Source organism: Cupriavidus necator N-1 (assembly GCF_000219215.1).
Classification (GTDB): Bacteria; Pseudomonadota; Gammaproteobacteria; order Burkholderiales; family Burkholderiaceae; genus Cupriavidus; species Cupriavidus necator.
Window position 1 is genome coordinate 1,345,616 of record NC_015723.1, and the last position, 21,445, is coordinate 1,367,060.

Consider the following 21,445-nt stretch of genomic DNA (forward strand, 5'->3'; position numbering starts at 1 on the left):
TTAAGCTTCATCCCTCTGCAGCCGTTCCAGGTGCGCGCCCGTGCCGCCATGGACCGGCGCCGCGCCCCAGCATGATCGCAAAGCGTCAGATATGAAACGGATTCCTGTTGCCCGCATCGCTACCTTCGCCATGGCTTGCAGCCTCTTCGCAGCCAATGCCAGTGCCGCCGACAGTGTCAGCCAGCGCCAGGTCGAACGCGCTGTGAACGATGCCATCCGCCCCCTGATGGCGGCGCACGGCGTCCCCGGCATGGCCGTTGCCGTCACGGCCGGCGGCAAGCGCTATGTCTTCAACTACGGCGTCGCGTCGAAGGCGGGCGGGCGCAAGGTCGACGGCGACACGCTCTTCGAGATCGGCTCGGTCAGCAAGACTTTCACCGCGACGCTTGCGTCCTATGGACAGGCCCGCGGCGCCCTGTCTCTGGCCGACCCTGCCGGGAAATACCTGCCGGCGCTCGCGGGAAGCAGCCTGGGCGCGACCAGCCTGCTCGATCTTGGCACCTATGCAGCCGGCGGGCTGCCGCTGCAGTTTCCGGATGCGGTCACCGATACCAGGTCGATGGTCGACTATTTCCGGGGCTGGCGCCCCAGATATGCCGCCGGCACCCATCGCCAGTATTCGAATCCCAGCATCGGCTTGTTCGGCTACCTGGCTGCCAGCAGCATGGGCCAGCCCTTCGATGACCTGATGGAGAAGACGCTGTTCCCGGCGCTGGGCCTGGCCCACACCTACATCAGGGTGCCGAAAGCGCGCATGGGCGACTATGCCTATGGCTATTCGAAAGACGGCAAGCCGGTCCGGGTGGCGCCCGGCGTGCTGGATGCCGAAGCCTACGGCGTGAAAACCACGGCGGCAGACATGATCCGCTTCGTCGAAGCCAACATCGACAGCGCCGGCCTGGACGACAAGCTGCGGCGTGCCATTGCCGGGACGCACACCGGATACTTCAAGGTCGGAGACATGGTGCAGGGGCTGGGCTGGGAAATGTACGCCTGGCCCACCCGGGTCGACAGCGTGCTGGCCGGCAGTTCACCGCAGGTCGTGCTCGAGGCGAACCCGGTGAGCCGGCTGGAGCCGCCGCTGTCATCGCCCGCCGATGTGCTGGTCAACAAGACCGGTTCGACCAATGGCTTTGGCGCCTACGTGGTCTTTGTGCCGGCGAAGCGGATTGGCATCGTGATGCTGGCGAACAAGAACTTCCCGGTGCCGGAGCGGGTAAAGGCAGCGTTTCGGATACTGGCGGTACTGGACGGTGTGCCAGCAGGGGCCGGCAGCCGGTAAGGGGAGGGCACGCCCTTCATCAAGGCGACACGTTGCCCAGGCAAGCTGCCTGGACCGCTCTTGCCGGTTGATCCGGCAAGGCATCGTCGCCCTGATTCTTATCCGATGAAGTCCACTCATGCTTGAACGCCGCCGTTTCCTTGCATCCACCTCCGCGGCCATTGCGGCCCCGATCGCCACCACCATCCTGAGCGCCTGCGGGGACGGTAATGCCGCCGACGCACCTGCCGCGATCTCCGATACGGAACTGCAGCGCCAGATGAACGCGCGCCTGGCGGTTCAGCTTAAAGACACCGCAGCTGCGGAGCAGATCTCGCCCCACGTGCTGGACTTTGCGCTCACCTGGCAGCCTCCGACCATCGCGGTATCCCGGCTGAACCGCATCGTGGCGTACGGGTTCGGCAACCGGCCGAACGCGCAAAGCGGCAACACGCCGACCAATGGCGGGAACCAGGCCGCACTGCCGGACCCGGGCCCCGTCAATGAAAAGCTCGCCGACACCGTCCATGCCATCTATCAGCAGCACCCGGTAAAGGTCTACGCGCAGTGGGAGATTGCGCGCTTCCTGAAGTCCAAGTACGGCCTGACCGATATGGTATCGATCGAGCCGGTGACCAATCCGGATGGCAGCATCACCTACCTGAGCACCGATGGCGTTGCCGCAAAGGTGGTGGAACTCGAACAGAACAATGCCGCCGGCATGGGGGTAGTGGGGGTCATTGGCTTCCGTGACCACGTCAAGCGCTGCGTGCTGACCTCGCGCGACCGCGGCATGAATGCCTTTGCCCCGGAAGGTGTGGAAATGCCTGGCGAATACGACGCGCAATCGGGCCAGTCCTGGACGCGTCGGCGCGACCTCTACCTGCTGCACGACATGTCCGCCCAGGTGCAGAGGCTGCGCGCCATGGCTATCGCGGCGGCGTACCCCAACGGCTAGCGCGCAAAAATATCCGGTTCTCCATGGAATAGTTCACGCGCCCCGCGTGTATACGCAGGTAATCCCCCGGCCGCCGGCGAACGCCAGGCCCGGAAAACAGGAGACCCTGCAATGCAACGGAGAACCCCACGCAATGGCGTCGGCACTGCGGCACGCATCGTGCCGGCGCTGTTCCTATGGGCTGCAAGCTTTGCCGCGCCAGCCCAGGATGCCTACCGGCATCACCAAACCACCCCGGGGCAGGCACCGCCGCCCTTTGTCGCCAGCACCGCAAAGCCGTTTTCCGGCCTGATGGGTGACGCCATGGCCGTGATGGATCACGGCATGGCGCAGGCAGCCATGAACGGCATCCCCGACCACGACTTTGTCACCATGATGATTCCGCACCACCAGGGCGCGATCGACATGGCCAAGGCGCTGCTGCTGTATGGCAAGGACCCGGAACTGCGCAATCTTGCCCAGGGCATCATCACCGAGCAGCAAAATGAGATCCGCCTGATGCAAGCCTGGCTCCAGCGCAGCCAGGCCAGGACACCTGGCGCCGCCAATCCTCGCTAACCCACGGACATACACCGCCCGCATCAGGACCGACTCATGAAAAGACATGCCCTTATCCTTGCCGTGGCCGCGCCTCTCGCAGTCGCCGCGCCGCAGCCACAGGATCGCGTTTATACCGCTGACCAGAACAGCAACACCGTTTCAGTGATCAATCCGGTGAGCAACACCTTGCTTGGGCAGATCCGCCTCGGCAACGCGCGGCCGGACGTGCTGTCGCCGCTATACAAGGGCGAGCTCAATGTCCATGGTCTTGGCTTCTCGCCTGACCATCGGACCCTGATCGCGATCTCGAACGGCTCGAATTCCGTTGCGTTCATCGATACCGCAACCAACAAAGTCAAGGGCATTGCCTATATCGGCCGCTCACCGCATGAGGGCTTCTTTACCGCGGATGGAAAAGAGGTGTGGGTAGTCGTCCGCGGCGAAGACTATATCTCCGTCATCAACCCGGTGACGTTCCGGGAAACCCGCCGCATCCAGACCACGGCAGGGCCGGGCATGGTGCTGTTCCATCCTGCCGGCAAGCTCGCCTTCGTAGTCTCCAGCTTCAACCCCGTGGTGGATGTCATCGATGTCAAGGCACACAAGGTGGTCAAGCGGCTCAATGTCACCAGCCCGTTTTCACCGTTCCTGCAGTTCACGCCGGACTCCCGCGAGGTATGGATGACGCACAAGGACGTGGGCAAGGTTACCCGCATCGACACCGAAAAACTGGAAGTGAAGGGCGTCTTCGACACCGGCTTCATCACCAATCACCTTGCCTTTGCCAGGACTGCACGCGGCACGTTCGCCTATGTGACGGTGGGCGGCGAAAACGTGGTCAAGGTATTCACAACCGAGGCCGAACCGCGGCTGGCCGCGACCATTCCGGTCGGCGCGCTGCCGCACGGCATCTGGGCTGCCGACGACAGTTCACGCATCTATGTCGGCCTGGAAAACGGCGATGCCGTGGACGTGATCGACACCGCAACGAACCAGGTCATGAGCCGCGTGCAGGTGGGCCAGGCGCCGCAGGCACTGGTCTATGTCTCCAACGCCGTGCCAGGCGGCGAAGGGACCGCGAACCTTGTGCCGAGAGCGAACAGCGATCCGGTCAACATCGCCCTCAGGCCGGTCAATGGCGATGCCAAGGGCTTTGTGGTTGCGCGCAATCTCGGTGTTGTCGACGCGTTGGAAGTATCCCTGTTCAAGCTGAAGCCGCAAACCACCTACAGCGTCTATGTCGCAGGACAGGCCACGCCCGTGGCAAGCTTCCGCACCAATGCGGCCGGCATGGCCAATGGCACCGCCATTGGCCCGCTGCGCGAAGTCGTGACGACGCTTTCGCCAAAGAGCGCCACCCCAGCGAAGCTGATCGTCATGGAGGGCGATGCGGCGGCGGATCCGGCTACGGCGGTGTTGGTGAGCGTGCCGTGAGTTGAGCCCCTGGTGACCTGGGTTGGCGGATCCCCGGCTAGAGCGCCAGGATCCATCCGCCCAGCGCCGCGCCAGCCACCACCAGCACGGGGGACACGCGGCCGTAGACGAGCAGGCCGAAGGCCGCCAGCGCCAGGCCGAAATCCGCCTTCGAGTGAATCGCGCTGGTCCATACGGGGTCGTACAGCGCGGCGGCCAAGACGCCAACCACGGATGCATTGATGCCACCCATCGCGCTCTGCACCCCATCGCGCTGGCGCAGGCTTTCCCAGAATGGCAATGCGCCGGCCACCAGCAGAAACGCCGGCGCAAAGATCGCGAGAAGCAGTACCAGCGCGCCCACCCATCCACCCAATGGCGCGGGGGAGAGCGCCCCGAGGTACGCGGCAAAGGTGAACAGGGGGCCCGGAACAGCTTGTGCTGCACCGTAGCCCGCCAGGAATGCATCATTGCCGACCCAGCCAGGGGGCACCACGCCAGCCTGCAGCAGCGGCAGTACGACATGCCCCCCCCCGAAAACCAGCGCTCCGGCCTGATAGAAGACCGACACGGCCGACACCGTCATGGAGCCGGTCACAGCGGCAAGGGCCGGGAGCAGCACCAGCAGCACGGCGAACAGCGCGAGAAGCAGAACGCCGACCCGGCGACTCACACCGTAGTTGAGATGCTGGGCAGGAGGCAGATGGTTCAGCTGCAAGGTCCAGCGCGCAACCAGGCCACCCAGCACAATGGCAGCAATCTGGCCCACCGCACCTGGCACCGCGAGGACCAGAAGCGCGGCCGCGACCGCGATGCCCGCGCGCAGCCGGTCCGGACACAGCGACCTGGCCATGCCCCATACCGCCTGTGCGACAACTGCCACGGCCGCCACCTTCAGGCCGTGGACTGCCCCGGAATCCGCTACGCCGGACCAGCGCGCAACGCCGAAGGCAAACAGGACAAGTGCAATCGCGGAGGGCAGGGTAAAGCCCGCCCAGGCGGCCAGCGCGCCAAGCCAGCCCGCCCGCTGCAGCCCCAGCGCCATGCCAACCTGGCTGCTGGCAGGTCCCGGCAGGAATTGACATAGCGCGACCAGGTCCGAGTAGCTCTTGTCGTCCAGCCAGCGGCGGCGCTCCACGAATTCGGTGCGGAAGTAACCCAGGTGCGCGATCGGGCCGCCGAACGAAGTCAGGCCAAGTTTCAGGAACGTCCGAAGAACCTCTGGAACCGTGCCACGTGTTGCGGCGTCAGCGGCGCGGTTTGTGTCCTGAGCGGGGCTGGGGGGCATCGGCGGTGTTCTCGGTTAAGGTTTCATCGACCAGTTCCGCGAGCCGTGGGCGCAAAGCCCCCAGTGCCTGCCGGCCCTTGTATAGCGAACTTCGATATTGTATCGAGACTACCTCCGGCGGGCATCGGCAAGCCCGAAGGCTTGAAGGGCAACCTGTCGGGCTTCTGGTCGCGCCGCATCGACGACACGAACCGCCTGGTCTATGCGGCGGATAATGAAGCGCTACGCATTGTCAGCTGCCGCTACCACGACGGCGACAAGTAAGCTGACCACTTGCGCGTCAGGCGGGAAGCCAGAAGGCCCTGAGTGCCACCACAGCAATGGGTGCCGCGTTTCGCCTCCTGACCGCCTTCGCCCGCCTCATCCCTTGCCATAGTACCGGCTGAGGTAGTCCACGATCTGAGGGATGTCTTCGTCCTTGATGGGGGCGCCGAACGCCTTGACCATCTTGTTCACCGTGGCGGTCCAGCCGTTGCGATCGAGGAAGACCGAGTTCATCGGGATGTAGTCGATGCTATGGCAGCTGATGCAGTTGGCCATGACCTTGTCCTTGCCGGCACCGTCCTTGATCCTGATGCTCGCCTCATCGGCCAGCGCATTGCCCGTCACCAGGATGAGGCTGAGCAGCATGGCTTTCATGGCATCTCCCTCACACGATTTCGACTTCGACCCGCTGGACCACATTGTGGTGATAGCCCGCGGGATTGTGGATCAGCTCGAACGTCTGGGTGGCGCCGGCGCGGTTGATGGCCCTGGCCATGACGGCAAGCTTGCCGCTCTTGCCGGGCGTGAACCGCAGGCTGAAGAGCCGGAAGGCGTAGCGCCCATGCTCCGGCCCAAGCTCGCTTGCTTGCCAGCTTCGCCCGCCGTCGGTCGAAACTTCCACGCGATAGATGCCGTAACCGCCGTCCCAGGCGATCCCCTTCACCTCCAGCACCGTGCCGCGCCGTATGCGCTGGCCCGGCAGCGGATTCGTCAGCAGCGAGTTCACCACCATCTCAGTGATTGGCATGTTGACGTCGGTTTCCTGGCTGACAAAGCGGTCGACCTGCGGAAACTTGCCCTTGGGGATGCGATAGGCGGGGTTCATCCAGAACCCGGACAGGGGCTTGGCCAGCGCATTGATCGAGACGATGTGCTTGACCCAGTACGTCGCGGTCCAGCCGGGCACGACGATGCGAGCAGGGTAGCCGTTCCAGTGCGGCAGCGGGGCGCCATTCATTTCCCAGGCGATCAGGGCGCTTTCCTCCATCGCCTTCCATGCCGGTATGCTCTTGACGAAGTCCGGCGTCTGCGCGATCACGGGTCTGTCCGCGCCGTCGAAGGCAATCTCCACGGCGTCCTTGCCGATCCCGGCCTTGGCTAGTACGTCCCTGAGCCTTGCGCCGCGCCATTTTGCATTGCCCATCGCGCCTGGCCCCCATTCCACGCCCGGCACGTGAGGCTGGAACAGGCCCCGCCGGTTGCCTGAGCACTGGCAAACCGCCGCCACCTCGAACGGCTCGAAGTCCTTCTTCAGTTGGGAAAGCGTCAGCTCGAACGGACTTGTGGCCGCCTCTCCGCCAATTCGCAGCCGCCAGTCGGCCTCGTTCACCTCGGGAATGGAAGCGAGGTGATAGCGCACGAAGAATGCATTGTTGGGGGTGAAGGCCTCACCGAAATATGCCAGTGGCGTTTCGTAGTTCGGTGGCCGGTAAGTCCGCTTGATGAGTGGCAGCTTGCCCGGCAGCGCGTCCAACACCGCTGATTCCCGCGCGCCTTCAGGCAGTTCGGGCGGCATGTCTGCGATCGCCGCGAAAAGCGGTGCCGGCAGCAATGGCCCAGTGCCGGCGGCCAGCAGTCCGGCTCCGCGCTTGAGAAACGCTCTGCGTGTGGTCATGTCGCCCCCGTCCGAGGTCCACATGACATCACTCTAGTGCATGCCGCGCCATTGGCCCAGCAAGCGGCGGTCTGGCACCAAGCTCATCCTGGGGCGCGGAAGAGAGGCTCTCTCGCAGGCCAGCGTCGGGCCGAAGTCGGGAAGCTTGACGGCTTTCCGTCCGTCCGAGACCGGAGCCCGTCATGTCAGCAGGAGCCATTGCCATGACGGTGCGGCAGATCGACCGGCTCAAGGTCGTTCAAGCGCTGGCAGATGGCTATCTCAAGCGCCTGCCACACTCGGACATTTGAACTTAGCCAGAACCGGACATTCTGGTTTGGCCCTTACAACAGCGTTGCGCATAATAAGTGTTATGTCAAATCGTAGACGTTTCTGGCGCCTGCCACAGCAAGCGCTGCGAACAGTCCAGACAAGCCCGGAACCCGCACCCGGCTGACCGGCAGCAGCCAGCAAATCCAACACCTCTCGCTTCGAAACGCCTGCTTCCTGCAGGCGTTTTTTTTGTGGCCGCGATCTTGCGGTAATACCGCCCCGTCTGGGTGCATCTTGCAGACCCCGCCGAAGCGTCCGAATGAAGTAGTACAAATGCCAAATTTCTCGCGCCACGGCTCGCGTTTCGTCTTCGCTCCGGCACAGATGATCGACAGCCGCCAGCCGCCCTACATAAGTCTTACGAGGGGTTGACGCAGCAAGCTCTCCAACAGATGGTGACGGCCTTGGCCCCAAGCGTGAACCCTATGTACAAGACTCTCGCCATTGCCCTAGCTATCGCCTGCACGCCCACTGCTCACGCCGCCAAATGCCGCAGTGGCAAGAGCATTCTCTACACCCAAGACCGGTACTGTCCCAGCGGATACACCGACATCACCTCACCCATGGGCGGCACCGTGTCCACCATGGGCAAGTCTGAAAACGTCCGCAAAGCTGAGCAGGAATATCTACGCATGCGGGCGACAGAAGAAAAGCAGTTTCAAAACCAGCAGGCACAGCTACAGGCCCAATACGCGCAAGAGCAAAACCAATTGCGCGGTCAATGCTCAGCCATCGACGCACATATACGTGCCAACGAGAGCCAGCAGCGCCAACTGAATGCATGGCAGCAGATTGACCAGTTGAAGCAAAACCACCGGGCCTTGCGCGACCAACAATACCGGCTCGGCTGTCATCGGTAAGCCACCGCATCAAACAGACAGATTGCAGGCTTGTCCCTCATGACGCTGCCTCGCGCACCCGGATGCAAGGTCTGGACGTCACCGTGCCGACGATTGTGTGTATTTTCTATTTGAGCATTTAAGGCATCCCGTCCCACTTGCACTACCTTGTCCGGCGTGTGCAGCAGCGTTTCCCTGATGCTTCGATCGTCGTCGGCCTCTCGCCAAGAGGTGATACGGATCAGTGGAGCGAAACGCTCCAGAGCGCAATGGGCGCCAATCACTATGCTACTTCGGTTCGGAGTATGGTTGACGCATCTCTGGCCACGGTCAGAACCGAAAATGCGATCGATCCTGAGCCACTCCCTGGCGACATGGGAACATAGAACCTGTTTGCCAAGGCAAGGGAAGAATCACAGTGTCAGCTCAATAACGTAGACGGGCTGCGACATGCTCCTCTCCCGGCAATATTCTCCAACGCTTGCATTCTTGCGTCGCAACAATGTCTGGCTGATCATCTTGGCGCTGCTGCCAGTGTGGATGTTGTTGGCGGTGGTAATCACGGCATTTGCGCTGGGTGTACGTGTCCAGGGGCTCGGTTGGCAGGGCGGGCTGGAGCTGGCGCATTGGCAAAGACTACAAAACGGCTGCGTGCAGGCCCGCGGCGAACGATTGCGGATCACCGGCTGGCGGCCCGTGACGATCGCCGTAGCCAGCGTGAGCCTGGCCGACTGCCAAGCTGGCGGCGAGACACCCCCTCCCCCATGGACGCCGCCATTCGATCTCATCGTCAATGCACTTTCCATTCCCGGCTTGCCGCCGATAGCGGTCACCGTCCGCCAGCGCGATCAGCGCTGGCAGGCATGGGGAAAGTATCAGCACAGCAATGCGACCGCTACCTATGACCGCTTTTCCGGGCGCTGGAGCGCGCAGGGCCAGATTCAGGCGGTTGACATCGCGCCCGGGTTCCTGGGCGCGCTGACCTTCACGGGACATGGGTTGTGGCAAGCCAGCCGACTGGACGGCGATTTACAGGCGCAGGCGCAACAACTGGGTCATCGTGATCAACCTCAACGGTCCGACATGAGGCTCGAGGCGAGCCTCGCCGCCAAAAGATGGCATTTGAATGCCGAGCTAGGGGCACCGTTGACGCTCGGCGGTGACTGGAGCCTGGAAGCCCGGCAAGTGCTACGGGCCAGCGGCAATCTGGAGGGGGTCGAGTCCCTGCGCCTGGACCTGCGAGCGGCAGGCCCGCAAGGCACCATAGTGCTGACCCTGGATACCGAGGGCACCGGCGTAGCACGCGGCCAGGGCATGCTGACGCTGGCCGGGCCCTCGCTAGCTGGCAGAGTGCCGATTCGCTGGAACCGGCAAGGGTTGGAACTGTTGCCGGCGTCGATACAACTCCCTGAGGGGCTTCTGCTGCGCTGGCCTCGGCCTTTGATACTGCCGCTGGCATTGGCCGGTGAAAGCGCAATCTCGGCCGAGCTTCAGTATCGCGATATGGAAGTCAAAACCGTCGACGGACGGTTAGCCTGGCAGGGAGCCAAGTGGAACTGGCAAGGACGGGTTGACCTGGCAGGCAAAACCGCCGGATACGACCTGACCGGGTCTTGGCAAGGCCGCATCGAAGCCTCCGGGCTGGCGGGGGAACCGGCTAGCCTCACGGTCAGGGGACCAGAGCTGTTGCTGGCAGTGAGCGTGCCGGTGACCGGCTTGCAGGCGCCGAGTTGGACCACGCGCGCGGAGTTCAATGGCCACTATGGCAACGCCCTTGTCACGGGGGCGCTCAGCGCCCGCTTTGCGCGAGGACGCTGGGAAGGTACGGTTGAAGCCGACTCGCGGCTCCCCTTCTACGCGCGGGGCGGGGGGCTGAAGCTCGTCGCGCCCTGGTTTGGCAAGGACGGGCAGTGGTACCTGGGCACTGGCAGTCGCGCAACGATAGCCGGCGGGCTGGTCGGAACGATATTGATCAAGCCGATCGCCGTGGTCGCCACAACGCCTCTGCGCGTCGGGCCCCAAGGCGTATTCGGCAAGCTGGAGGTCAAGGCGGAGGGCATCGTTGCAACCCGCTGGGTACTGCCCACCGTCACTGGGAAAATCGCCTTCGCCGGGCAGCAAGGCAGGGCCACGCTGCGCGCACCGGCCTGGCAATCCGAGCTGACCTTCACAGCAGAGCTGGCTGGCCGCGGAAGGAACGCCGGAGTGAAAGGCATGATGGAGATCAGGACACCGCTGTCTGCATCCATGAGCCGCAGCCTCGGCTTCACCTTGAAGCAAGGCACGCTCAATGGCCAAGGCCACTGGCAGTGGCAGGATGACTGGCGGCTGCAAGGCGACATATTCGTGTCCGGGCTGGCGCTGGACTGGGGAGGCATTCTGGCCACGGGTGGCAATGGGGCAGCGCATATTGAGCTGCACAGAAATGGCGTAGCGCTCACAAGCATCGGCCCGATCATGCTCGCCGAACTGGATGTGGGCACCCTGGTGCGCAATATCCGCATGACGGTCCAATCTGACTTGACCACCTGGCACGCCGTCGATGTTTCCGCCGACGTGCTAGGAGGCCATATGCACGCTCCCACCTTGCAATGGCCGTCCTCTCAGCTTCAGGCCGTGACCATCGGCCGCATCAACCTCGCAGAGGTGGCCGCGCTGCAAAGCGATCCGAACCCGACCGTTCAACTCGCTGGCCGCGTGGGCGGCAATCTGCCACTACAACTGACGAAGGACTCCCTGGCCTTGCGGTCGGGTCACGTGAGCAACGAGGGCCCCTTGCTACTCAAGGTCTTGCCATCTGCCGGGGTCACCGCGATAGGCCAATCCAATCGCGCGGTGGAACTGGCGCTCGATGCTCTGAGCAATCTGGCAATTGACGAATTCGAGGCGCGTCTGAATATGAAACCGGACGGCTGGCTGGACGCCGCGGTCACCATCAAAGGCCAGAACCCGCAGAAGAAGAGCTTGCCAATCGTACTAAACTACACGCACCGGGAGAACGTGTTCGAACTATTGCGCAGCTTGCGCATTGGGGATGATATCTCCCGGCGGGTACTGAACCAGATGCCTGCAGAAGGCTCACGCAGCGATGACGTGGAGGACACGCCATGAAACCCGTTTTGCTTGTCGCTTTACTGACGCTGGCCGCCTGCACGCCTCGGATCGCCCTTGAGGCCCCCAAAGACCCGATCACCATCAATCTGAATGTGAAGATTGATCATGAGATTCGCCTCAAGGTAGAAAAAGATGTGGATAAACTCATCAGTGAAGACCGCACATTGTTCTAGGAGCCAACCATGAAAATGGCGACACGATTGATGGCGGCGCTACTGCTGTCTGGCAGTGCGCTGGTCATGGCATTGGGCCTGGATAGTGCCAAGTCACAGGGGCTCGTGGGGGAGCAACCGGATGGTTATCTGGGTGTTGTCAAGGCGACCCCGGACGCAGTGGAGCTTGCCGCGGATATCAATGCGAAGCGCCGCGCGGCGTACGACGCCATTGCCAAGAAGAACGGTGCCACCCTGGAGCAAGTGGCGATCCTGGCGGGACAGAAAGCCATCGAAAAAGCGGCGCCAGGATCCTTCATCAAGACTCCTGAAGGTCAGTGGATAAAAAAGTAGTGCTCAGCGGAAGCACGAATGCGATCTCGCCCGCTTTCTGGTGAATATCCGGTCAGAACCAATTCTAATTATATGGCCCAGTTGCCGTAATCAGTCTCGGCAGAGGGTTTTTGGATCTAACTAATCTGGCGTCAATTAGGATGGCCGAACTTTTGAGGGACTGGAAGGCAGCAATCGAAAAAAGTAATTGCATATAAGGTGTCATTATAAAAAAATCGTGTTCAGTAATGCAATCTAATCGTCAAATTCAAGTTCCCCCCATCGTAGGAGAAGCTGGCGTCGGAAAACGATGGTGCGCCGAGCCATCCTACTGCATTGTTTGAAAAACCATATCCTTCGGCAGGAATGCCAAGCCCGTTGGTATCCAGCTTGCCGTTCATATTCTCATCATGTGCGACGGCTATGGCATACGTTCCCGGCGGAATTCCTTCAAAATTGCATTGCGCTTGATTATTCTTAACCCTTACTGACATGATGTTCCTCGCTGAATGCAGATAGTCTGCAGGGAATCCGACTGGCGATTCAAAGAGAGTGCAGGCCACCATGCCTGTGCTGCTTCGAATGCCTAGAATCTGTATATGAACCGATTGCGAAAAGGCGGGATATGGATAAGCTGAACACAGCAGTACCGCAAACCATGTTGCGTATCGAGCCGTCTTCGGCGTACGGTTCATGGGGATATTGTCTGCAACGGAAGCCAGAGCCTTCGGATCAGTTGATTCAATCATGATTTTCCTCGCCACTACCAGACCCTTGGCGAGGTTGCGGTCGCAGCCACACCGCCGGCGGCGCAGGCCGCCACCATCACGCCTCGATGCGCCAGAGTATGCACATCGGCGACGCAACATCGCTTGCATGCCTCGCGTCAGAGTCAAAATTCCGAAACTCGCGTCGGACAACTCCCACAGACCGAGCATAGCCCGCACACATGACGACGTGAGAGCCGGTGCCACATCGGTGCCGGCCAGGGGCTGCCGCCCCTATCTTCCGGGCATACCAGTCATGCAATCTACAACCAGTAAGCCCACACGCGCGCGGTCATCTCCTTCATACGCATACCGATCGAACGGTCGTTCCATTGTTCAAGTGTGATGGGATTGGACGCGGCGAGATCCACCTCGAACATGGCTTGCATCTGCGCCCCGAACTCCTGCCCGAGGACGACGGCGTTGACCTCGTCGTTGTGCAAGAAGCTGCGCCAGTCGAGGTTGGTCGATCCGATGGTGGACCAGACACCGTCGATAACCGCTGTCTTCGAATGCAGCAGTACGTCACGCCGCTCGTAGAGCTTTACGCCGGAGCGCAACAGCTCTTCGTAAAAGGAGCGTCCGGCGAAGAACACCAGCCACGAATCGGTCTTGCTCGGGAGGATGAGTTTGACATCAACACCACGAGATGCGGCATCCTTGAGCGCGGCTAGCAACTGCGGGTCGGGAACGAAATATGCGTTGGTCAAATATACGCTGGTTACCGCGCTGCCGATTGCCGAGAGCAGTGTCGCGTAGATGAGACTGTAGGGCTCATCAGGCGAACTGCCGATGGCGCGCACGACCTCCGTTCCTGTATTACCGAGTTGTGGAAAATAGTTCCTCGGCGCAAGCGGTTCCCCTTTTTGCTTACCCCACGTTTCCAGAAACAGCTTCTGAAACTCGCGGACCACCGGCCCCTCCACTTTCAGGTGGGTATCGCGCCAGGGAGGACTTCCATCGAGCCGACGCTTGGATTGGGGCCGGAAGGATCCGCTGGAATAGACGCTGCTGATATTGATCCCGCCAAGGAAGGCGATCCGACCATCGACAATCAACAGTTTGCGGTGATCGCGTTGATTGACCTCCCACCCCTTCTTTGCGGACAGTGGGTTGACCGGATTGAACTCCAGCACCTTGATTCCGCTGTCGGAAAGGCGCATGAAATACTCCTTCGGTGAGTTGATCGCCCCCACGCTATCGTAGATGAGATTCACCTGTACACCCTGGGCCTGCTTCTCAATGAGCGCATCGGCAAAGCGATTCCCTACCGCATCGTCTTCGATAATGTAGGTTTCCATGTTGATATGGTCTTTCGCACTGCGGATGGCGGCAAACATGGCCTGAAACGTGGCCGGACCGTCCTGCAGCAGAAGCACCTTGTTACCCACCACCAACGGGCTGCCGACGATGGCCGCTTCGAGCGCCAGATGCCGATCAAAGATGTTGGTTTCATCGCTGTGGCTCTTGAGGCGGCTGAGAATTTCCTTGCTCTGCTGGGCCGAAAGCGGACCGTGCGCGCCCCCGAGTTGAACGGGCTGGTCGGGGCGGCTCCTCATATCCGGGACAATGGTCGGCAGCACACTGCATCCGCCAGTGACGACAAGCGAGATAGCCAGCCATCCCGCAGCCCTGCCCAGCCAATCGCACCGGTGAATCCACTCAAGAAACAAGGCTGCCTCCGTCAATTGCAAATATCTCTCGGAGTCCGACCAGCCAACTGCGTCATGGTAGGGCCCACTCACCCGCTTCCGACCAAGCTCACCGTGTAGCGTGATCTACGCGACGCCCCCCCGTTCGGTTGCGACGAACCGGTTCAGCCTTGCCTGCGATCAGGCGACTGGTTTGAGGCGACTCCATCGCGTGATCACTTACGCGTGGCAACGGACCGCGCTCTCACCGGTGGACGTGAGGCGCAGACCGGCAATCGCTCGCGGCCAGCGACTGTCATTTGATCCGCATGTCATTCTTGACCGACTTCACCCCCTTGACGCCACGTGCAACCTCGACTGCCTTGCTGGCGTCGGCCTGGGACCTGACAAAGCCGCTCAGTTGGACAACACCTTTGAAGGTTTCGACGTTGATTTCGGCGGACTTCAAGGTCGGCTCATTCAAAACTGCCGCCTTTACTTTCGTGGTAAGGACCGTGTCGTCGACATACTCTCCAGTCCCTTCTTGCTTGGGCGTCGATGCGCACCCCAGGGAGAAGGCCATCAGGACGGTTAGGAAAAAGGCGGAAAGACGGTTTAGGTATGTCATGGCTAGGCCCTCCAGATGAATGACAATGCGAAAATCCCTCTCGAAGTTCGATCCGAGTCGAGAGTCCCCCCCCCCCGAATGCAAGCTCTATTGCTTGAAAAAAAGAAAACGTGGATCTCGCTGTCTCATGAACGGCGTCAGTAGCGCGACCGCGGCGCAACGCGCTATATCTTGCCCATCAGCAACAGTACGAGCAGGATTACCAGCACCAGCCCAAGACCGCCGCTGGGACCGTAGCCCCACCCCCGGCTGTGCGGCCAGGCTGGGAACGCGCCGATCAGCAGTAAGATGAGCACGATCAATAGTATTGTTCCCAATGTCATTTCATGTCTCCCAACAGTCAGGAATAGCAGCGGAGCTTCCTGGAAAACTCCTGCAACGCACGGATTCCGCTTTGGTCGGCGCGCCGGCACCAGTCTTCCAGCTGCTTGACCAGTTGCTCCTCCGGGATGGCAGAGCGGCTCCACATCGCGGTGAGGTCTTGGCGCATCGCGTAGACGGTGCGCAGCAACGCACTGGCATGCAGCGCCTGGTGCAGGACTGCGCGCTCACGCGCCGGTAGGGCGCCCGCCTCCCTTTGTAGCCAGTGCTTGAGCGCTTCCTTCGCCTTGGCCTCATTCAGACCCGGTAGGGCACGCGCTCGCAGGGTGCGGATTTCCCCCAATGCGGTTTTCCGCAGGGTGCTGGCGAACTTTGCCAGTACGTGGTAGCGGTGCGTGGAGATGGCCTGCAGGGTCTGCGCGTCGCAGCTTGTCCTGGCCGGATTGAAGCGGATCTTTGGCGCCACCCTGCGTACCCTGGCAAGACGGAGCGCCACCAGCAAGCGGATGTACGCCCAACCAAGGTCAATTTCCCACCACTTACTGGACAGCCTGGCTGAGCTGACGTAGGCATGATGGTTGTTATGCAGTTCCTCGCCGCCGATCAGAATGCCCCACGGCACGATATTCGTGGAAGTGTCATTTGGCGCGTACGTGCGGTAGCCCCAGTAGTGGCCGATGCCGTTGATCACGCCCGCGGCGAAGAATGGGACCCACAGCATCTGCACGGCCCAGATGCTCAGTCCGATCGGGCCGAACAGCAACAGGTCGATCACCAGCATGATGCCGATCCCTAGCCCGACGTGCTTCGCATAAAGATTGCGCTCAATCCAGTCGTCCGGGGTGTCGTGTCCATACCTCTGCAGCGTTGCTGCGTTCCTGGTCTCACTGCGATAGAGTTCGGCACCTTCCAACAGCACTCGCCAGATGCCGTAGAACTGCGGGCTGTGCGGGTCTTCCGGGGTTTCGCACTTGGCGTGGTGCTTGCGATGGATCGCCACCCACTCCCTGGTCACCATGCCGGTGGTCAGCCACAGCCAGAAGCGCAAGAAGTGGCTGGCGATGGGATGCAGATCAAGGGCGCGGTGAGCCTGGTGACGGTGCAGGAAGATCGTGACCGACGCGATGGTGACGTGGGTCAAGCCCAGCGTCACAAGCGCGTAACCCCACCAGGGGAGACTAAGAAAGCCGAGGTGCATCGCCGGCTCCTTTGTAACAGTTTCGGCGTCGATAAGCCTCAGAGATCTGTCCGAACTCCAGAAAGCGCTATCTCAATCCGAAGTATCCAAGCACGAACAAAATGATGACGACGGCTCCGACAAGCCAGATGATGTTATTCATAATGCGCTCCTTGAACTATTCCCCTGCATGAGCAGTAGGCGCGATGTGAATCTGTCCGCACGGACATACCATGGGAGGTGCCCATGGCTTTTCGCAGGGGTAGTGCCACTTTGTCACACACGACACGGAAACGTCTGTACGGTAACGGTCAACACCACATTGGATGGCTGGCGGCGGCAAGGTGGCATGTGGTACGGCCTGCAGGGTCTGCGCGTCGCAGTTTGCCCTGGCCGGATGAAGCGGATTCTTGGGAGGCACTACCAGTCAAAGCGGTAGTCTCTGGTTGGATGCAGTTGCCATCTCCCGTCCCCGGGCAGCTCCAGAACCTGGTGGTGATATTTGAGGAGTGTGGGTCGATGACTGACGCTGCCAAGCGTCGTCGACATGCCGGCCAGCTGCAAGTACAGACCTTCCTCGTTGCCAATATCCAAGGCGCTAGTAGCCTCATCCAGCATGGCATAGCGCGGCTTTGCGAGCAGTACACGCCCGATTGTGAGGCGCTGTTGCTCTCCAACGGACAACACTTTGCCCCAATCCAGCTCCGCGTCCAGCCCGCCAAATCTGCCGACGATATCCGGCAGGTTGACCATCTCCAACAGCAACAGAAGTTCCTCGTCGGATATCTCCCTATCATTGTTGTTCGGATATAGCAGCTGGTCGCGCAGGCTGCCGACCACCATGTAAGGGTGTTGCGGCAAAAACAACATTTCGTCCGGCTTGGGCCGCATGATGCATCCCGTGCCGCACCTCCACAAGCCCGCGATCGCGCGCATCAGAGAACTCTTCCCACCTCCGCTGGCACCGACAATGAGCAGCCCCTCCCCCGGGTTGATCGACACGGTCAAGTCCCTGACCAGCGTCCTCTCATGATTCGGCGTCTGCAAGGTGACATGTGATAGCGCCAGGCGGGAGTCCTGCATGGCTTTGATCGCGCCCCCCGCAGTAGGGGATGCTGCCGCCTTCGTGGTCAGGGAGATTGAGAATGTGTCCAGTCGATCCAACCCCGCCACAAATCGGCTCAGGTTTTCAAAGTTGTCAACGATCACAGCCAATACGCTCAGTATGGCCGCAAACGCGCCGGCAGCCTGGATGGCGCGACCGACTTCGAGCTCGCCCGAAAGCACGCGCGAAGCGACAATGGCGCTGGGCAGCATGATGGTCAGGAAGCCATAGCCATACTGAAACAAATTCAGATTCAGTTGCCAGTTGATGAGTTTGTTGAAGTTGCGGAAGGCCTGTTCAAAACGCCCCCGCACATGAAAAGACTCCCGGGCTTCACCCCGATAGAACGCAATAGACTCAGCGTTCTCACGAACTCGGATCAGGCTGAATCGAAAATCCGCCTCCCGCTTTAACTGATAAAAGTTCAGACCAATCAGGACCCGCCCGAAGAAATATATCGATATCGAGGTGCCAGCGACGGCGTAGAGAACAAGAAAGAGGACAAGCGACCTGGAGATCGACCACAGGACGTTGCTGAACGCAATGAGTTGCAGCAGTGCACTCATGCTGACCAGCAGGAAATATAGAGACTGCTGCGTAAATGTATTGATGTCCTCTGTCATCCGTTGATCCGGATTATCTGTCGTGGCATCTGAATTGAGTTTGTAGAAAATCCTGTCCTTGAAATATCCGTCCAGATAGTGATTGGTCAGCCAGCGTCTCCAGCGAATGCCGAGTTTGTTTCTAACATAATAATAAAATGCATAGATCGGCACCGCCAGAATCAGAATGTAAATGCACTTTGCGATGGAGGTCCAGAAACGATCAACATTTTTTGCCGCCAATGCCGATGTAAATTCCCCGGATTGCTCGTTGAACAGTACATTGGTTTCGGTTTGCCCCAGCAGCAACAGTATCAACAGAACAAGAAAACCAGCTGCCGTCCATTTATCCCGGGAGAACCAGTAAGGCTTTGCAATGGCCCAGAATCGAGTCCACAGATGACGGCTGGAAGCGTCAATACTGTTCGCAGACGCTGGACTGCCGTGCGGCCTCGGATCGTTAACCACGCTCATGTCACAACTCCCAGAACAGAAAGGATTACATACTCGTCACATTGATCCGGGCGCGGGCAACACTGCGGAACGGCAGAAGATCACTATTGAAATATAGCTCAGCAAGAAGGTGATACGAAGGAAAGGCATCGTCCGGTAATAGGAGAGCCGCATGCACTGAGTTTTTGACCGGATCTGGCCACAGGAAAATATATTATCCGAACTGTGCGCTAGCGGACGGCACCCGGCTCAAGTGTGAGCTATATATAAATCCGATGCAGTGCTCGCGGCCGATTGGATGCACGGGATATCCGTGTACCATTGCTCGCGGGCAACACACCATTATTTTCCTTCCGGATTAAGAGGCCGGACTAATCGCGTGAGTGGCCGGTCTCTTTGACTGGACCTTTTATGTCGATTTGAAGTGACTGTTTCCGGGGGTTTTCGGATATCGTGCCGGCCTTCTTGAAAAGGCGAGGAAAATGCCAACAGATTACCCCACTACCGTCATCGTCATTTTTCACGACAGCCCCCGCAATTGGTATTTTGCGGAGGTTGATCCAACGACGTGTATCTGCCGGCTTGGCCCGTTTGACAGCGAAAATGCAATTCATGAGATTCTTTCTGTCATCTACCCTGCCGGTCTGCCCCGTGAAATTATCGACGCCCCCGGCGACTATGACGATGTCACAATCCTGCGCACAGCAAAAAAGGCCGTCGATGCCCCGTTAGCCAGCGCTTGCCCGACTGGAGAAGCAGGAGCCGGGACGTCCAATTCCTGGTGGAGACTTCTCTTGGGCCGCCACGCTCCTGCGCGTGGCTCTCTTCGTGTACTAGGATCGAATAACTAGAGCCCATCAGGAAAGGGGACAGTCATGCAACGACGTGTCACTGTCGGTGACCATCAGGTTTCGATCGAAGTGGAGCAAAAATACGATCCTGCCGCGCCTGCAGTTGCGATCGGGTATACGGTGCGCTATTCGATTGCGCGTACCGACGGGCGGCCGGTCAGGAATGGTCTCCTGAGCGTACAGTCCTATGAGCTGATAGACGGTACGGAACACTTTCCAACCATTGATACTGCGCTTGATTACGGCGAGGCAAAGGCACGTAACGACATTGCGACGTTTTAGCGGCTACTCCGCTGTTCAGCTCGCGCAGTGATCGAAACCCCGCTTCGGATCAGGAAACCGGCGCATACTAGGGTAGCACCGCTGTGCGGATGCCTGTAGTCAAGGAGCGCCCGGCGTGCCATCACTGGATCGTAGGAGTCCACCATGGCACTGAATTTCCCCAACCCCAGCCGCAGCTACGATGCGGCGCGGCACTGCGTATGCTTCTGGGGCTACGACAACGCCCGCGAGGTCGCATTTCAAGTCTCTGACAATCTCCTTTTGCGCCTGAGTCAGGAGGTGGCTTCCGAAGAAGCTGCCTTTCTGGCTACATTCGACCGGCATCGCGAGCGGATATTGTTGCTGGCAAAAAATATATATACGCCGGGCGCGCGCAATACATACACCATTTCGTAATGGCGGCGGCTTGCAGGCAGAGCAGCGTGCCAGGTGCCCCAACCTTTGCACTCAAGTCGCAGACAGGTCAGGCAACAAGCGATCAAACTCCCGCTTCACGACCGCGTAGCATTCGCATACGCGTTTTTCCAGCCCCACCCGGTCGAGTACAGCAATATGCCCATGGCTGTAGCGGATCAGACCGGCGGCCTGGAGTTTCAAGGCGGCCTCGGTCACGCCGGAGCGCCGCACCCCGAGCATGTTGGCAATGAGTTCCTGCGTCATCGTCAGGTCGTTGGAGGGCAGCCGGTCGATGCTCAGCAGCAGCCATCGGCACAGTTGCTGATCGATGGAGTGATGGCGGTTGCATACCGCGGTTTGCGCCATCTGGGTAATGAGGGCCTGGGTATAGCGCAGCAACAGGCGCTGCAAAGATCCGCCCCGCACGAACTCGTGCTTCAGGAGCGTTGCGCTCAGGCGGTATCCGTGCCCGGCGCTTTGCACGATGGCGCGGCTCGGGGTCGTTTCGCCCCCCATGAAAATGGCAATCCCTACCATCCCCTCATTGCCCACGATTGCAATCTCGGCGGAGGCCCCATCTTCCATCACGTACAGTAGTGAAATGATCGAATCGGTCGGGAAATAGACGTAGCCCTGTTGATCTCCTGACTCGTAGACGACATGGGCCAGCGGCAGCTCCACCAGCGCCAGGTGTGGTGCGAGGCGCTCCCAGTCGACAGCCGGCAGTGCAGCGAGAAGGTGATTGGACTTCGGATCGTGCGTGACGCTCATGACTGCATCTCACCGCTCATAACAGGTTGATATCAGTGAATCCGACCTTGCCCAAGGCTTGGCGCCCAGACTACGGGACGGTAGAGGATCACTTGCCCTTGTCAATATAGGTCAGCGGGTAGACAAGGCAAATGCCAGACAAGAGTGCACTGCAAGTCATGCCCACTTCCGCGGATGGGCGCTCTCGGGTTTCGCCCCCTGCCCGCTCGGGCGATCTGACTGCAATGGAATAAATGCCCCGATCCGTACGCCTGCGGACGGCATTCCTCCGCACCCTGGCTCATATTTCACAGCGGTGCGCCTCTTTCTAGCCTCGTGAAACAAGGCCGTGGCTGACGAAAGTTCCCGCGGCAACAACGGTGCCACGGCGTT

The 21,445-nt window shown here is 60.3% G+C and carries 21 protein-coding genes and 1 pseudogene; 12 read left to right on the top strand and 10 right to left on the bottom strand.

Features of this window, described 5'->3' with window-relative positions:
* Positions 1 to 91 precede the first annotated feature (91 nt).
* From ampC to CNE_RS24305, 4 genes are all read left to right on the top strand, one after another.
* Positions 92 to 1,282, top strand: coding sequence for a class C beta-lactamase (gene ampC / locus CNE_RS24290; RefSeq protein WP_013952932.1), 1,191 nt, complete (start codon positions 92 to 94; stop codon positions 1,280 to 1,282).
* A 118-nt stretch (positions 1,283 to 1,400) separates the two neighbouring features.
* Positions 1,401 to 2,219 carry a hypothetical protein gene (locus CNE_RS24295; RefSeq protein ID WP_013952933.1) on the top strand — a complete coding sequence of 273 codons (819 nt, stop codon included), beginning with the start codon at positions 1,401 to 1,403 and terminating at the stop codon, positions 2,217 to 2,219.
* A gap of 111 nt (positions 2,220 to 2,330) precedes the next feature.
* Positions 2,331 to 2,777, top strand: a complete 447-nt coding sequence (copM, locus tag CNE_RS24300; RefSeq protein WP_013952934.1) for a CopM family metallochaperone — start codon at positions 2,331 to 2,333, stop codon at positions 2,775 to 2,777.
* Positions 2,778 to 2,813: 36 nt separating this feature from the next.
* Positions 2,814 to 4,193, top strand: a complete 1,380-nt coding sequence (locus CNE_RS24305) for a YncE family protein (RefSeq protein ID WP_013952935.1) — start codon at positions 2,814 to 2,816, stop codon at positions 4,191 to 4,193.
* Between the two features lie 37 nt (positions 4,194 to 4,230).
* Here the strand turns inward: CNE_RS24305 and chrA are convergent, their stop codons facing one another.
* Positions 4,231 to 5,460: a chromate efflux transporter gene (gene chrA, locus CNE_RS24310; RefSeq protein WP_013952936.1), complete on the bottom strand. Its 1,230-nt coding sequence runs from the start codon at positions 5,458 to 5,460 to the stop codon at positions 4,231 to 4,233.
* Positions 5,461 to 5,565: 105 nt separating this feature from the next.
* Between chrA and CNE_RS24315 the strand changes: the two are divergent.
* Positions 5,566 to 5,724: pseudogene (locus CNE_RS24315) on the top strand (Txe/YoeB family addiction module toxin); the annotation flags it as partial.
* A 96-nt stretch (positions 5,725 to 5,820) separates the two neighbouring features.
* Here CNE_RS24315 and CNE_RS24320 read toward each other — a convergent pair.
* Positions 5,821 to 6,099 carry a c-type cytochrome gene (locus CNE_RS24320; protein WP_013952938.1) on the bottom strand — a complete coding sequence of 93 codons (279 nt, stop codon included), beginning with the start codon at positions 6,097 to 6,099 and terminating at the stop codon, positions 5,821 to 5,823.
* A gap of 10 nt (positions 6,100 to 6,109) precedes the next feature.
* Complete coding sequence (locus CNE_RS24325; RefSeq protein WP_013952939.1) at positions 6,110 to 7,339, bottom strand: molybdopterin-dependent oxidoreductase; 1,230 nt, start codon at positions 7,337 to 7,339, stop codon at positions 6,110 to 6,112.
* A gap of 737 nt (positions 7,340 to 8,076) precedes the next feature.
* Between CNE_RS24325 and CNE_RS24330 the strand changes: the two genes are divergently transcribed.
* From CNE_RS24330 to CNE_RS24345, 4 genes are all read left to right on the top strand, one after another.
* Positions 8,077 to 8,511, top strand: a complete 435-nt coding sequence (locus CNE_RS24330; RefSeq protein WP_085959704.1) for a hypothetical protein — start codon at positions 8,077 to 8,079, stop codon at positions 8,509 to 8,511.
* Positions 8,512 to 8,940: 429 nt separating this feature from the next.
* Complete coding sequence (locus CNE_RS24335) at positions 8,941 to 11,601, top strand: YdbH domain-containing protein (protein ID WP_013952941.1); 2,661 nt, start codon at positions 8,941 to 8,943, stop codon at positions 11,599 to 11,601.
* Complete coding sequence (locus CNE_RS24340; protein WP_013952942.1) at positions 11,598 to 11,777, top strand: YnbE family lipoprotein; 180 nt, start codon at positions 11,598 to 11,600, stop codon at positions 11,775 to 11,777. Before CNE_RS24335 ends, CNE_RS24340 begins: the two co-directional genes overlap by 4 nt.
* A gap of 9 nt (positions 11,778 to 11,786) precedes the next feature.
* Positions 11,787 to 12,110, top strand: coding sequence for a YdbL family protein (locus tag CNE_RS24345; protein WP_013952943.1), 324 nt, complete (start codon positions 11,787 to 11,789; stop codon positions 12,108 to 12,110).
* Positions 12,111 to 12,331: 221 nt separating this feature from the next.
* Here the strand turns inward: CNE_RS24345 and CNE_RS39415 are convergent, their stop codons facing one another.
* From CNE_RS39415 to CNE_RS24370, 6 genes are all read right to left on the bottom strand, one after another.
* On the bottom strand, positions 12,332 to 12,838 hold the full coding sequence (locus CNE_RS39415; protein ID WP_148271655.1) for a DUF2141 domain-containing protein: 507 nt from the start codon (positions 12,836 to 12,838) through the stop codon (positions 12,332 to 12,334).
* Positions 12,839 to 13,119: 281 nt separating this feature from the next.
* A complete protein-coding gene (gene cls / locus CNE_RS24350; RefSeq protein WP_013952945.1) occupies positions 13,120 to 14,415 on the bottom strand; it encodes a cardiolipin synthase in 1,296 nt (431 codons plus the stop codon).
* A gap of 388 nt (positions 14,416 to 14,803) precedes the next feature.
* Positions 14,804 to 15,115: a BON domain-containing protein gene (locus CNE_RS24355; RefSeq protein WP_013952946.1), complete on the bottom strand. Its 312-nt coding sequence runs from the start codon at positions 15,113 to 15,115 to the stop codon at positions 14,804 to 14,806.
* 164 nt (positions 15,116 to 15,279) lie between these two features.
* The gene (locus CNE_RS39420) at positions 15,280 to 15,438 is read right to left on the bottom strand and encodes a DUF3309 family protein (protein WP_039008227.1); all 159 of its coding nucleotides are present in this window, start codon (positions 15,436 to 15,438) and stop codon (positions 15,280 to 15,282) included.
* A gap of 17 nt (positions 15,439 to 15,455) precedes the next feature.
* Complete coding sequence (locus CNE_RS24365) at positions 15,456 to 16,634, bottom strand: DesA family fatty acid desaturase (protein ID WP_013952948.1); 1,179 nt, start codon at positions 16,632 to 16,634, stop codon at positions 15,456 to 15,458.
* 399 nt (positions 16,635 to 17,033) lie between these two features.
* Positions 17,034 to 18,794 carry an ABC transporter ATP-binding protein/permease gene (locus CNE_RS24370; protein ID WP_013952949.1) on the bottom strand — a complete coding sequence of 587 codons (1,761 nt, stop codon included), beginning with the start codon at positions 18,792 to 18,794 and terminating at the stop codon, positions 17,034 to 17,036.
* A 461-nt stretch (positions 18,795 to 19,255) separates the two neighbouring features.
* On the opposite strand from CNE_RS24370, the gene CNE_RS41080 reads away from it, so the two are divergent.
* The 3 genes from CNE_RS41080 (at position 19,256) to CNE_RS24380 (ending at position 20,302) form a co-directional block, all read left to right on the top strand.
* Positions 19,256 to 19,624, top strand: a complete 369-nt coding sequence (locus CNE_RS41080; protein ID WP_148271656.1) for a hypothetical protein — start codon at positions 19,256 to 19,258, stop codon at positions 19,622 to 19,624.
* Positions 19,625 to 19,648: 24 nt separating this feature from the next.
* Positions 19,649 to 19,906: a hypothetical protein gene (locus CNE_RS24375; protein WP_013952950.1), complete on the top strand. Its 258-nt coding sequence runs from the start codon at positions 19,649 to 19,651 to the stop codon at positions 19,904 to 19,906.
* A 144-nt stretch (positions 19,907 to 20,050) separates the two neighbouring features.
* The gene (locus CNE_RS24380; RefSeq protein ID WP_013952951.1) at positions 20,051 to 20,302 is read left to right on the top strand and encodes a DUF1488 family protein; all 252 of its coding nucleotides are present in this window, start codon (positions 20,051 to 20,053) and stop codon (positions 20,300 to 20,302) included.
* Between the two features lie 51 nt (positions 20,303 to 20,353).
* Here the strand turns inward: CNE_RS24380 and CNE_RS24385 are convergent, their stop codons facing one another.
* Positions 20,354 to 21,073: a Crp/Fnr family transcriptional regulator gene (locus CNE_RS24385; RefSeq protein WP_013952952.1), complete on the bottom strand. Its 720-nt coding sequence runs from the start codon at positions 21,071 to 21,073 to the stop codon at positions 20,354 to 20,356.
* Positions 21,074 to 21,445 lie beyond the last annotated feature (372 nt).

Coding starts and splice junctions, on each gene's coding strand:
- CNE_RS24380 (WP_013952951.1), top strand. CDS start 20,051: ATGGCACTGAATTTCCCCAACCCCAGCCGCAGCTACGATGCGGCGCGG.
- CNE_RS24305 (WP_013952935.1), top strand. CDS start 2,814: ATGAAAAGACATGCCCTTATCCTTGCCGTGGCCGCGCCTCTCGCAGTC.
- CNE_RS39420 (WP_039008227.1), bottom strand. CDS start 15,438: ATGACATTGGGAACAATACTATTGATCGTGCTCATCTTACTGCTGATC.
- CNE_RS24385 (WP_013952952.1), bottom strand. CDS start 21,073: ATGAGCGTCACGCACGATCCGAAGTCCAATCACCTTCTCGCTGCACTG.
- CNE_RS24340 (WP_013952942.1), top strand. CDS start 11,598: ATGAAACCCGTTTTGCTTGTCGCTTTACTGACGCTGGCCGCCTGCACG.
- chrA (WP_013952936.1), bottom strand. CDS start 5,460: ATGCCCCCCAGCCCCGCTCAGGACACAAACCGCGCCGCTGACGCCGCA.
- CNE_RS24335 (WP_013952941.1), top strand. CDS start 8,941: ATGCTCCTCTCCCGGCAATATTCTCCAACGCTTGCATTCTTGCGTCGC.
- CNE_RS24320 (WP_013952938.1), bottom strand. CDS start 6,099: ATGAAAGCCATGCTGCTCAGCCTCATCCTGGTGACGGGCAATGCGCTG.
- CNE_RS24370 (WP_013952949.1), bottom strand. CDS start 18,794: ATGAGCGTGGTTAACGATCCGAGGCCGCACGGCAGTCCAGCGTCTGCG.
- copM (WP_013952934.1), top strand. CDS start 2,331: ATGCAACGGAGAACCCCACGCAATGGCGTCGGCACTGCGGCACGCATC.
- CNE_RS24295 (WP_013952933.1), top strand. CDS start 1,401: ATGCTTGAACGCCGCCGTTTCCTTGCATCCACCTCCGCGGCCATTGCG.
- CNE_RS24365 (WP_013952948.1), bottom strand. CDS start 16,634: ATGCACCTCGGCTTTCTTAGTCTCCCCTGGTGGGGTTACGCGCTTGTG.
- CNE_RS24375 (WP_013952950.1), top strand. CDS start 19,649: ATGCAACGACGTGTCACTGTCGGTGACCATCAGGTTTCGATCGAAGTG.
- CNE_RS24355 (WP_013952946.1), bottom strand. CDS start 15,115: ATGACATACCTAAACCGTCTTTCCGCCTTTTTCCTAACCGTCCTGATG.
- CNE_RS24345 (WP_013952943.1), top strand. CDS start 11,787: ATGAAAATGGCGACACGATTGATGGCGGCGCTACTGCTGTCTGGCAGT.
- cls (WP_013952945.1), bottom strand. CDS start 14,415: ATGAGGAGCCGCCCCGACCAGCCCGTTCAACTCGGGGGCGCGCACGGT.
- CNE_RS39415 (WP_148271655.1), bottom strand. CDS start 12,838: ATGATTGAATCAACTGATCCGAAGGCTCTGGCTTCCGTTGCAGACAAT.
- CNE_RS41080 (WP_148271656.1), top strand. CDS start 19,256: ATGCCAACAGATTACCCCACTACCGTCATCGTCATTTTTCACGACAGC.
- CNE_RS24325 (WP_013952939.1), bottom strand. CDS start 7,339: ATGACCACACGCAGAGCGTTTCTCAAGCGCGGAGCCGGACTGCTGGCC.
- ampC (WP_013952932.1), top strand. CDS start 92: ATGAAACGGATTCCTGTTGCCCGCATCGCTACCTTCGCCATGGCTTGC.
- CNE_RS24330 (WP_085959704.1), top strand. CDS start 8,077: ATGTACAAGACTCTCGCCATTGCCCTAGCTATCGCCTGCACGCCCACT.